Source organism: Streptomyces sp. NPDC057654, assembly GCF_042800135.1.
Lineage (GTDB): Bacteria > Actinomycetota > Actinomycetes > Streptomycetales > Streptomycetaceae > Streptomyces.
Genome location: NZ_JBHVHQ010000201.1, coordinates 1 through 11418 on the forward strand (window position 1 = coordinate 1; position 11418 = coordinate 11418).

Annotated in this window: 11 protein-coding genes; all 11 read right to left on the minus strand. The window is 72.3% G+C overall.

Features of this window, described 5'->3' with window-relative positions:
- Positions 1–798, minus strand: a 798-nt coding sequence (locus tag ACFU99_RS17370; RefSeq protein ID WP_384392356.1) for an AMP-binding protein, incomplete at its 3' end; no start/stop codon positions are given.
- Positions 799–990: 192 nt separating this feature from the next.
- A complete protein-coding gene (locus tag ACFU99_RS17375) occupies positions 991–2196 on the minus strand; it encodes a serine hydrolase domain-containing protein (protein WP_384392359.1) in 1206 nt (401 codons plus the stop codon).
- A 216-nt stretch (positions 2197–2412) separates the two neighbouring features.
- On the minus strand, positions 2413–2922 hold the full coding sequence (locus ACFU99_RS17380) for an ATP-binding protein (RefSeq protein ID WP_384392362.1): 510 nt from the start codon (positions 2920–2922) through the stop codon (positions 2413–2415).
- The gene (locus tag ACFU99_RS17385) at positions 2919–3959 is read right to left on the minus strand and encodes an MEDS domain-containing protein (RefSeq protein ID WP_384392365.1); all 1041 of its coding nucleotides are present in this window, start codon (positions 3957–3959) and stop codon (positions 2919–2921) included. The genes ACFU99_RS17380 and ACFU99_RS17385 overlap by 4 nt, the downstream gene beginning before the upstream one ends.
- Positions 3960–4187: 228 nt before the next feature.
- Positions 4188–4718 (minus strand): SigE family RNA polymerase sigma factor, encoded by a 531-nt coding sequence (locus tag ACFU99_RS17390; RefSeq protein ID WP_384392368.1) that lies wholly within the window; start codon positions 4716–4718, stop codon positions 4188–4190.
- 347 nt (positions 4719–5065) lie between these two features.
- On the minus strand, positions 5066–6124 hold the full coding sequence (locus ACFU99_RS17395; protein WP_384392371.1) for a DUF1906 domain-containing protein: 1059 nt from the start codon (positions 6122–6124) through the stop codon (positions 5066–5068).
- A 116-nt stretch (positions 6125–6240) separates the two neighbouring features.
- Positions 6241–7407 (minus strand): lipid-transfer protein, encoded by a 1167-nt coding sequence (locus tag ACFU99_RS17400; RefSeq protein WP_384392374.1) that lies wholly within the window; start codon positions 7405–7407, stop codon positions 6241–6243.
- Entirely contained in the window at positions 7404–7811 is a 408-nt protein-coding gene (locus ACFU99_RS17405; protein WP_384392383.1) for a MaoC family dehydratase, read from the minus strand. Before ACFU99_RS17405 ends, ACFU99_RS17400 begins: the two co-directional genes overlap by 4 nt.
- 23 nt (positions 7812–7834) lie before the next feature.
- The gene (locus ACFU99_RS17410; RefSeq protein WP_384392377.1) at positions 7835–8947 is read right to left on the minus strand and encodes an acyl-CoA dehydrogenase family protein; all 1113 of its coding nucleotides are present in this window, start codon (positions 8945–8947) and stop codon (positions 7835–7837) included.
- Between the two features lies 1 nt (position 8948).
- Entirely contained in the window at positions 8949–9917 is a 969-nt protein-coding gene (locus tag ACFU99_RS17415) for a bifunctional MaoC family dehydratase N-terminal/OB-fold nucleic acid binding domain-containing protein (RefSeq protein WP_384392386.1), read from the minus strand.
- A gap of 113 nt (positions 9918–10030) precedes the next feature.
- Entirely contained in the window at positions 10031–11305 is a 1275-nt protein-coding gene (locus tag ACFU99_RS17420; RefSeq protein ID WP_384392380.1) for an acyl-CoA dehydrogenase family protein, read from the minus strand.
- Positions 11306–11418: the final 113 nt, after the last annotated feature.

The following is an 11418-nucleotide window of genomic DNA, read 5'->3' on the forward strand; positions in this document are numbered from 1 at the left end:
CCTCATCGGAGGTACCGGGGCCGCTCCGGTCCGCGGCAAGCAGGCCAACGCTCCCTGTCTTTTAGAACCGCTGTCGTGAAACATCGGGACTACAGGAAGGCAGACGGTGGCGGGGTTCATTCCGAACGCGTCGGCGCCGTTGACCTGGAGGGAGTGCAGGTACACGGAACGGTGGCTGTAGACGACGCCCTTGGGCTCGCCGGTGGTGCCGGAGGTGTAGCAGAGCGCGGCGGCCTGCCGCTCGTCGAGATCGGGCCAGTCGTACGTGGTGGGGCGGCCGGCGATCAGCTCCTCGTACTCGTGCACGGTGATCCCCGCGCCGTCCGGTACGGAGCCGAGGGCGGAGTCCAGTACGGAACGGTCGCCGGGGCCGTTCACGACCACGTGCCGTACGGCCGGCAGCTGCGGCAGTGCGGCGGCGAGCATCGGCAGGAGGCTGCCGTCCACGAGGATGACGGGGTCAGCGGCGTGGTTCGCGATCCACACCAGCTGCTCCGGGGGCAGCCGCAGGTTGAGGGTGTGGAGCACGGCGCCCATGGAGGGGATGGCGAGGTACGCCTCCAAATGCTCGCAGTTGTTCCACATGAGGGTGCCGATGACATCCGACTCGCCGACCCCGAGCTCGTCGTGGAGCGCGTGCGCCAGCTGGGCGGCGCGGTCGCCGACCTCGGCGAAGCTCCGCCGCCGAGCGCCCTCCTCCCCGGCCCACGTGACCACCTGAGCCGCCCCGTGAACGGTCGACCCATGCCTCAGAATCCTCGACACCAACAGCGGTACGTCCTGCATGGTGCTCTGCATCGGGGGTGCCTCCCGGTAGCCGGTTACGCGCGAGTAGGTACCGCTGATTCTGCTGCTGTACCTGCGGGTATGTCACTACCTCTCGGGGAGTGGGTGGCGGCGTTGCCGAGTGGGGCGGTATTCGGAGTGGGCGGGTGCGGGTTTCGTCTCGGACCCGCCCACCGGCAATACCGCCCCGCCCCCGGCCTCACCTCACCCGCACAGCGCCCTCTCCACCACGCCCTGCACATTCGCCGGGCCGCGCTCGCTCGGCGGGCCGTCCGCTGTTGTGGCGACCGTGGCCGCGCGGCCGGTGTCCGTGGCGCCTGCCAGGGTGTGGTAGCCGGGGATGTCGCCGCCGTGGCCCCACATCAGGCCGTCGCCGCAGCTCAGCGGGGTACTGATCAAGCCGAGACCGTACCGGGCGCCCGGCCACAGGCCCGGTGCCGGCACCGTGGTGCGCATCTGCGCCAGCTGGGCCGGCTTGAGGAGCTTGCCGCCGAGGAGCGAGGAGAAGAAGCGGTTCAAGTCGCCGGGGGTGGAGATCAGTTGGCCGGCGGCCCAGGCCGCCGAGGGGTCCATCTTGGTGATGTTCTCCAGCTTCGCCCCCGGCTTGGCCGCGAGGTAGCCCTCGGGGTGGGCGCCCCGTATGGACTCGTCGCCCGCGCCCGGGAAGTACGTGTGGCGCAGCCCGGCCCGACGGATGACCCGGTGGTCGATCTCCTCGGCCAGCGGGCGGCCGGTGACCTTCTCGACGATCAGGCCGGCCACGAGGTAGTTGGTGTTGCTGTACGACCAGCCCTTGCCGGGTTCGAAGTTCGCCTTGTGGGCCAGCGCCAGGTCGAGCATCGTGCGCGGCTGTACGTACAGATGCCGGCCCTTGCCGTTCGGGGCCTCCATGAACTGGGTGTAGTCCGGCAGTCCGCTGGTGTGCTGCAACAGCTGGTGCACCGTGATCCGGCGGCCGTCGATGCCCTCGCCCCGTACGAGCTTCGGCAGGTACTTCTCGACCGGCGCCGCCAGGTCGATCTTGCCCTCCCCCACCAGTTGCAGCACCACCGTGGCGGTGAACGGCTTCGTGTTGCTCCCCGCCCGTACCCGCCCGTCCACCGGCGCCTTCGCCCCGGTCCGTACGTCCGCGACGCCCGCCGCGTAGTCGTGCGTACGGCCGTCCCGCCCGAGCGTTGCGGCCAGCGCGGCGGGGTAGCCGTCGTCGTGCACCAGCCGGTTCAGCCCCTGCCGCACCCCGTCCCCCGGCCCGCGCGACTGCGCGTTCGCCACGGTCAGCGTGGTGCCCACCGCCAGCCCGGCAGCCACTACGGCCGCCAGCGCGCCCCTCTTCCGCCGCTTGGTCCACCACGGCTGCGCGCGAACGCCGCCGGGCCGGGGCCGCTGGGAGGTGTGGGAACCGTCGGTCATGGGGGCTTCTCCTTGGAGCGATGCGGAACGATGAGGAGCGGTGAGAAACGAGGGGCAACGGGCCGTCGGGCCGATGCGTTCACCCTCCCGCCACCGCCCCCGCCCGGACCATCCGCCCAACCCGTCCATTCAGGGTGTACGTAGCCCCCTGCCGCACTGGTGTCCCGACCGCACCCACAGCGCCTCAGCCCCACAGCACGTCAGCCCCTCAGCACGTCACATACGTACCGCCAGCGTCACCACCGCACCCGCCGCGTCATTCGACCCATTCGTCGCCCCCGTCGCCCCCGCCGCTCCCGCCGCGCTCACCGCATCCGCCGCCCCCGTCGCCCCGCCCCCTATGACCAACCGATCGGTCACCATCCGCGCCAGCCACAGCCCCCGGCCCGCATGCGCGCCGTCGAGCCCCGGAAGGATCTCCGGAATGACGGACTCCGGGAAGCCGGGGCCCTCGTCGGCGATGCGGCACTCCAGCTCGCCGCGGCACCGGCGCAGCGTGAGGCAGCCGCGGCCGCCGCCGTGCTCGACCGCGTTGGAGGCGATCTCGTTGACGGCCAGGACGAACTCGCCCCAGCGCGGTTCCGTGAGCCCCGCCCACGCCGCGCACTCGCCCACGGCCACCCGCAGGCCCGGCAGGTCCTCGCCGGTGAAGTCGCACTCCAGCAGCCACTCCTCGGCCCCGTCGCCGGCGGAGCCGACGGAGCGGCCGCAGTCCTCGGGCCTCATGGCCGCCTCCCCTGAGCCGGGCAGATGTCTTCCGGCACCTCCGCCAGCACCAGCCGGCGGATGGCGTCCGCGCCGAGCCTGCGCAGCGTACGAGCCTGAAAGGCGTCGCACCGCACCTCCGTCCGCCTCCCCTCCACGGCCCCTCCCGCCGCGAGCAGCAGGTCCGCCGCGCACCCCGCGCTGAGGAAGTGCAGATCCGTGAGGTCCACGACCAGCCGGCCGGCCGCCGGCGTACGCGCCATCGCCGCCTTCAGCGCGGCCGTGAACTCCGCGCGCGTCGCCAGATCCGCGTCCCCGCTCAGCCGCACCACACCATCGGCGTGCCCGGCGTGCCCGGCGTGCCCCGCGTGCCCGGCGCAATCCGCGTGCCCGGCGCACCCCGTCTGCCCGTACACCGTCTGCCCGCCACACCCCACATGCTCGACGTACTCCGTATGCAACGACCCCAGCCGTTCCAGCAGGTTCCTCGGGTGGGCCTCGGCCATGGCGTCCAGCACCTCCTTGCTGAACGCACGGCGGTCGTACGCGCAGATCTCGCTGTACGGGGCGGTGCCGGGGGCGGTGTCGAACAGATGGTCCGCGTGCGTCTCGCGGTAGATCATCGTCTCGATGTCCGCGCCGAAGTCCGCGCCGAGGTCCGCCACCCAGTGCATGTCGATGTACGCGCGAAACCCCTGGTAACCGTCGTGCACGGCGCGCTCGGTCGCTGACGTGATGCCCTCCCACTGGCGCTCCGGCGTGAACTTCCGGTGCGGGAGGATCAGCGACCGCATGCTGCTGAGCACGAGCTGGCCCCTCCGCCGCGCGGCCGCCGCGGCCGGGCCCCAGGAGTCCAGGCGGTCGAGGATCTCGCTCTCGGGCACTCCGGGCGCCGGGAAGAGCATCACTCTCTCGCCCCGCGTCAGCCCCGTCCACGCGAACGCGGTCAGGATGCCCCACGGTGTCTCGTCGTCCTCGTAGCTCACGAAGGCGTGGTCCCCTGGCCGCATCCGCTGTACGGGGATCACGCCGGTGCTTTCCGTGTCCCAGGCAGGCATCCGCCTTCGCCCTCTCCCGTTGGTGGCGCCGTCCGGCGGCCGATTACGCGGAGGCTATCCAGTGGGAATGGGATGACAGGCCGATGACCTCAATAGCGCCTACAACTGCCCCGAAAAGGGGTGGAAGGCACCGGGAACGGTCCGGTGCTGTTCGTTATCGGTCGTCGAGCGCCGCAAAATGCGCGGACCGTCGGCGGGAGCCCCACCACTGTTCCGCAGCCCCGGGCGTCACGCCGCCTTCTCCAGTTCCGGGTCCTCGCGGAGCTTTCCCAGCGCCCGCGACACCGCGCTCTTGACCGTGCCCACGGACACCCCGAGCAGCTCGGCCGTCTGCGCCTCCGTCAGGTCCTCGTAATACCTGAGGACGACCATCGCCCGCTGCCGCTCCGGGAGCTTGCGCACCGCGCGCCACATCGCGTCGCGCAGCACCTGCTGCTCGGCCGGGTCCGGCGTCGGCGCGGTCTCGCGCTCCGGCAGATCGTCGCAGGAGAACTCGTCGACCCGCCGCTTGCGCCACTGCGAGGTCCGCGTGTTCACCAGGGCCCGCCGGACGTAGCCGTCCAGCGCCCGGTGGTCCTCGATACGTTCCCAGGCCAGGTAGGTCTTGGCCAGCGCCGTCTGGAGCAGGTCCTCGGCGTCGCACGGGTTCGAGGTCAGCGAGCGGGCGGTGCGCAGCAGCACCGGTCCGCGGGCCCGTACGTACGACGAGAACGACGGGAACACGGCAGTGGATGCGCTCGTGCACACAGGCGTGGTCATGGCTCAACGCTAGAAGCGAGCCGGTACTCGGCGGATCGCCCGAAGGTGCCGAAGAACGATCCCTCTCAGGTCGTACTGGTCAGGGTTTCCCCACCTCCTCCAGGGGGAGAGCGATCAGGGTTCGTCAGGGTGCGCACCCCGAGCCCCCGAGCCCCGACCGCTCTCTCCCGCCCCCTGGGCCACGCCCGTACCGCGCCCGTACCGCGCCGCCGGCCCGTACGCCCCCGCCTACGCCCGCATCCACGCCCCCCACCATGGATGACGCGCGCAAGCCCCCATCGGATGACAGCCGGACATCATTCGAGAATGGGCAGCGGGCAGCGGGCCCCGGACACCGGACACCGGCCTCACTTGACGACCGCCACCGGAGCGTCCACCGCGTTCCGGTCGATGTTCATCCGCCGGCCGCCGTGCGACTCGGTCACATCGCCCGCGTACTGGTGGATCCTGCGGTGCGGCTGCCAGGCTCCCCCGGCCAGCGCCCGCTCCTTGTCGACCGACGGCCCCATGTGCCAGCGGGCGAACCACATCGCGTCGGGCAGGTCGTTCACCCCGGCCCGCCGCGCGGTCTCCAGGTGCCGTACGCCCGACTCGGCGCTGCTGTAGAAGCCGGGCAGGTACCCGAGGGCGCGGACCGTGCTGCTCCAGCCCCGGATGTACGCGAGGGTCGTCCGGGCGCACGCCTTCTTGTGGAAGTTGTACGCCTCCATGTCCAGGTACAGCGCGCTGCGCGGCGCCATCGCCATCGCCTTCGCCCGGCGCACCGCGTCCCGCCCCTCGGCCTTCCCCTGCGTCCAGGGGCGGGCGCCGATGCGTACGTGCTTCTTGTGGGTGTTCGTGACGCACGGCGACTGCGAGCCGACGTACAGGGGCAGCATCTGCCAGCCCATGGCGCGGGCGCCGCGCACCCAGCCGGGGCCGAGGTACGGCTGCTTCGGGCAGGCCCGGCCGCGGCCCCCGTAGTAGATGCCGACGGCGCCGTACGGGGAGGAGCGCCACGCGCGCATCGTGCTCAGCGACGGGGCGTGGCAGGTGTCGAAGGCCCGGCCCTCGAAGACGGAGGCGCCCCGGGCGCGCGGGTCGCCCGTGGTCGTACGGGCCGGGGTCGCCTTACCCGTGCCCGTACGCTCCGAGGCGGCCCCCCTCTCCTCGTCCTCGGTTCCCCGACCGATGTCGGCGGCGATATCGGCGGCGCTCACCTCCGGATCGAGGTCAGGGTCGGGGTCGGGATAGGGGCCGTCGGCCGGGGCGATGCGCGCGGCGGCGACCGCCCCCTCCGCCGATGCGGGCTGCGCGCCCACGCCCACGCCTCCGGCGAGCGAGACGACCGTGGCCGTCAGCGCGGCCGTGTATCCAACGAAGCTCTTCCGCAGACGCAGCCGGTTCAGCCGGCTCTGTGAGATCACTCGGCTCTGTGAGATCAGCCGGCACTGCGAAATCAGCCGGCTCTGTGAGATCAGTCGGTTCATACGCCGAGTCAAAGTGCCGACACATGGTCACCGCGCGCCGAGACGCCCCGCGTTCAGCCGTCTGCCCCGAGAAGCAAGCCGGACGTGGGAACGCCCGTCCCCGCCGTGACCAGTGCGCGCGCCGCCCCCGCCACCTGATTGACCGAGGTGCCGCGCAGCTGACGGACCGCCTCCGCGATGCCGTTCATCCCATGCAGATACGCCTCGCCGAGCTGCCCGCCGTGCGTGTTGAGCGGCAGCTCCCCGGCAGCCACGAACTCCGCCGCCTCCCCCGGCCCGCAGAAGCCGAACTCCTCCAGTTGCATCAGCACGAACGGGGTGAAGTGGTCGTAGAGGATGCCCACGTCGATGTCGCCGGGCGTCAGTCCGCTCGTACGCCACAGCTGCCGCGCCACCACGCCCATCTCCGGCAGCCCGGTCAGCTCGTCGCGGTAGAAGCTGGTCATCTGCTCCTGGCCGCGCCCCGCGCCCTGGGCGGCGGCGGTGATGACGGCGGGCGGGTTCGGCAGGTCGCGGGCGCGCTCGACGCTGGTCACCACGATCGCCTGGCCGCCGTCCGTCTCCTGGCAGCAGTCCAGCAGCCGCAGCGGTTCGACGATCCAGCGCGACGCCGCGTGCTCGGCGAGCGTGATCGGTTTGCCGTAGAAGTACGCGGCCGGGTTCCGGGCGGCGTGCCGGCGGTCGACCACGGCGACCTGGCCGAAGACCTCGGGGGGCAGCCCGTACGTATGCAGGTACCGCTGAGCGGTCATCGCGACCCAGGACGCCGGGGTGAGCAGCCCGAACGGCAGCGCCCAGCCGAGCGCCGCGCCCTCCGCCGACGGCTCGCGCCGCTGCACCCCGGAACCGAAGCGGCGGCCGGACCGCTCGTTGAACGCGCGGTAGCAGACGACGACCTCCGCGACGCCCGACGCGATGGCGAGCGCCGCCTGCTGCACGGTCGCACAGGCCGCGCCGCCGCCGTAGTGCACGCGCGAGAAGAAGGACAGCTCACCGATGCCGGCGGCCTGCGCCACGGTGATCTCGGGGCTGGTGTCCATGGTGAAGGTGACCATGCCGTCCACGTCGGCCGCGCGCAGCCCGGCGTCCGCGAGGGCGGCCCGTACGGCCTCGGCCGCGAGGGTCAGCTCGCTGCGCCCGGAGTCCTTGGAGAACTCGGTCGCGCCGATCCCGACGACGGCCGCCTTCCCGCCGAGCGTGTCGGCGCCTCGCGCACTCATGCGGCGCTCCCGTCGAGGTCGTTATCGGGAAGCAGTACGGTCGCGGTGCCGGTCACGTGGTTGCCGATCCCGTTCCGGCCGCGCACCGCCACCGAGACGACCTCCCCGCCGACGTCCGTCACCTCGCCCGTCAGCACCATCTCGTCCCCCGGATAGTTCGGCGCGCCGAGCCGGATCGCGACCTTCCGCAGGACGGCGTCCGGCCCGAAGTAGTCGGTGAGATAGCGGCCTACCAGGCCGTTGGTGGTGAGGATGTTCATGAAGATGTCCGGGGACCCCTTCTCCTTCGCCGCCTCGGCGTCGTGGTGCACGTCCTGGTAGTCGCGGGACGCGATGGCGCCCGCGACGATGAGGGTGCGCGTGATGGGGATGCGCAGCTCGGGCAGCTGATCACCCGTACGCACTCCCGCTACCGGCTCTCGGCTGGTCACGCCGCCTCCCTATCCCGCTCTTGCTCTCGCTCCTGCTCCTGCTCCTGCTCTCGCTCTTGAGTCAGCGACTCGCCCAGTTCGGCGAGGAGTTCGGGGGCCGAGCCCAGATAGGCGTCGAGCTGACGGCCCCAGAGGAAGTGCCGGTGCACGGGGTGGTCGAGGTCCGCGCCCATGCCGCCGTGCAGATGCTGCCCCGCGTGCACGACGCGCTTCCCCGCCTCCGACGCCCACCACGCGGCGGTGAGCGCGTGCGTACGGGCGGGGAGCCCCTCGTCATGGCGCCAGGCGGCTTCGTAGGCGGTCACGCGTATCGCCTCGGTGTCCATATAGGCGTCGGCGGCCCGCAGCATCACGCCCTGGTTGGCGGCGAGCGGCCGGCCGAACTGCTCGCGCGCCGTCGTGTATTCGACGGCCCGCGCCAGCGACCCGGCGCACACCCCGGCCTGCAACCCGGCGAAGGCGGTACGGGCCGCCGCCAGCACCGCCCCGCAGGTGTCCGCGTCCCCGATCCGTTCGGCGGGGGTTCCGGCCAGGGTCAGCCGCCCGGCCGACCAGGGCGCGGTGAGCTCCACGGGCTCCACGGACCGCGCCGCGCCCACCTCCGCCAGGAAGCACCCGGTCTCCGCGCCGTCCGGCAGCCGGGCCGGTACGAGTACGTGCGTCGCCGCGCGCAGCCACGGCACGGCGGGGAAGACCCCGGTGAGCCGCCAGCCGCCCTCGGCGTCGCAGGAGGCGTCCCGTATCGCCGTCGCCGTGCGCTGCGGGAACGCACCGGTCGCCACGAGCGTCCCGTCCCGCAGCCCCGGCAGCAGCCGCGCCCGCTGCTCGCCCGTGCCGTGCGCGGCGACCGGCAGCAGCCCGTACGCGCAGGTCGCCGCGTACGGGACCTGCGCCGTCGTCCGCCCCTGCTCCTCCAGCAGCAGTACGAGCCCGAGCAGGCCGACCTCCTCCACGGCGCCCGGCAGCCCGGACGCGCACAGGGTCTTCCACAGCTCGGGGTCGCAACCCGTGCCGGCGGCCTTCAGCCGCTCGTGGGTGGACAGGTCGCCGAAGATCGACGCGGCCAGCTCGCGCGCGGCCTGCTGCTCCGGCGTGGGGGTGAAGTCCATGTCAGCGCCCCTTTCCGTGCGCGGCGGCGTTGGAATCGGATTCGGAGCCGGAGTCGGAGTCCGAAGCGCCGGCCCCGGTGTCACCCGTCGCGCGGAAGACCGGAAGAGTCAACTCCGCGTCCACCCGGAGGAACTCCAGCTCCACCGGCATCCCGATGCGCACCTTGTCGTACGGCACCCCGACGACGTTGCTGATCATCCGCACCCCTTCCGCCAGCTCGATCAGCCCGACCGCGTACGGCGGGTCGAAGGCCGGGAAGGGCGGGTGGTGCATGACGACGTACGAGAAGACGGCGCCCGCGCCGGACGCCTCGAACGCCGTCCAGTGCGCCGAACCGCAGCTGCCGCACCCCGGCAGCCAGGGGAAACGCGGCGTCCGGCAGGCGTCGCAGCGCTGGATGAGCAGCTTGCCGTCCGCGACGCCCTCCCAGAAACCGGCGTTGTCGCGGTTGACGACGGGCCGGGGCCGCTGGGCTCGCTCCTTCGCCGCCGCGCTCTGAGCGGAACGCTTCGCCGCAGGAGCGTACTTGAGGATGCGGAAGCGGTGGCTCCCCACCGGCTCGCCGTCGACGCGTACGTCCATACGCGTCGTGACGAAGTACCCCGTGCCCAGCTTGGTCGTCTTGCGCGGCGACACGGACTCGATCGTCGCGTCGAAGGTGACCCGGTCGCCGGGGCGCAGCGGACGGAAGTACTCCTGCTCGCTGTCGGTGGCGACGATCGACGTGTATCCGGCCTCCTCCAGGAGCGCGAACAGTTCGTCGTACACGCCCGTCCGCCCGGCGTTCCCCGAGAGCCCGCCCATCGTCCAGACCTGCAACATCGTGGCCGGCGCGGTCGCGGGGTAGGCGGAACCGGCGTCGCCCATCGCCTCGCACCAGTGCCTGATCATGGGCTCGTTGACGGGGTCCTTGCCGACGCCGGAGTTCGCGGCGGCCTGCCCTTCGTAGGCGCGCAACCGCTCGTACAGCGGGTCCGCCTCTCCTCCCGTGGAAGCGGCGCCCGAGCCGGTACGCGCCTCCGTACGCGCCTCATTTAGCGACTCCGCGCTCCCGCCCGTACCCGTACTCGTACCCGCAGCCGTCACCGCTCGCCTCCCCGCCGCCCGCCGCGTACGTCCTCCGCCCCGGAATCGGACCGCTCCCTCCGAGAGGGGCCCTTCCGCATGCCGAGCCGCATCATGGCGAGGATTTCGCGCTGTACCTCGCTCACTCCGCCGCCGAAGGTGTTGATCTGCGCGGCACGGTTCATCCGCTCCAGTTCCCCGTCGCCGCCGGGGCCGCCGGCGTTCCCGCCCTCGCTCCCCCTCCCGCTCCCGTCCCCGAACGCGCCCGGCGAGCCGCCCCGTATCAGCCCGGCCTCTCCGACCACCTCCTGGCACATCCGGTACACCTCCACCGTGCTCTCGGTCCCCAGGAACTTCACGCCGCTCGCGTCGCCGGGGCTCAGCGTGCCCGCGCCGACGTCGTCGACGAGCCGCCAGTTGAGCAGCCGCGTCGCGGCCAACCGGGCGTGCGCCTCCGCCAGCCGGGCCCGGACCCAGGGCTGGTCGGCGGGGCGGCAGCCGGTGTCGGGGTCGGTCGTACGGGCGTGGGCCAGGGCCGCCGCGTAGAAGTCCTCGGCCTGCGAGCCGATGGCGGCGAGCGCGACGCGCTCATGGTTGAGCTGGTTGGTGATGAGGCCCCAGCCGGCGTTCTCCTCACCGACGAGGTTGGCCGCGGGCACCCGGACCGCGTCGTAGTAGGTCGCGGTGGTGGTGAGCCCGCCGACCGTCTCGATGGGGGTCCAGGAGAAGCCGGGGTCGTCGGTCGGCACGAGGATGATCGAGATGCCCTTGTGCTTCGGCGCCTCGGGGTCCGTACGGCAGGCGAGCCAGATCCAGTCGGCGTTCTGGGCGTTGCTGGTGAACACCTTGCTGCCGTCGATGAGCCAGTCCTCGCCGTCCCTGACGGCCCTGGTCCGCAGCGAGGCGAGGTCGGTGCCCGCGTCGGGCTCGGTGTAGCCGATCGCGAAGACGGTCTCGCCGCGGAGGATGCGCGGCAGGAAGTACTCCTTCTGGCGCGGAGTCCCGTACTTCATCAGGGTCGGGCCGACGGTGTTGAGCGTGACCATCGAGACGGGCGCGCCCGCCCGGTACGCCTCGTCGAAGAAGACGAACTGCTCGTCCGGGCCGCGCCCTTGGCCGCCGTACTCCTTGGGCCAGCCGATGCCGAGCAGTCCGTCGGCGCCGATGCGCCGCAGCAGCCGACGCTGCTCGGCGGGGTCGTCGGGCGGGCCGCCGGAGGGCAGCAGATCGCAGAAGTACGCGCGGAGTTCGGCGCGCAGCCGCTCTTGGGCGGGGGTGGGGGCGAGGTGCACGGGCGCGGACCTCCGCTGGGCGGGAATCAGGATTTCTGACTGTCCGTCAGATTCCTGACGCCTGTCAAGGTCCGTGCACCGCCGGGGCCCACCCGCGGGCACAACGCCTGCCT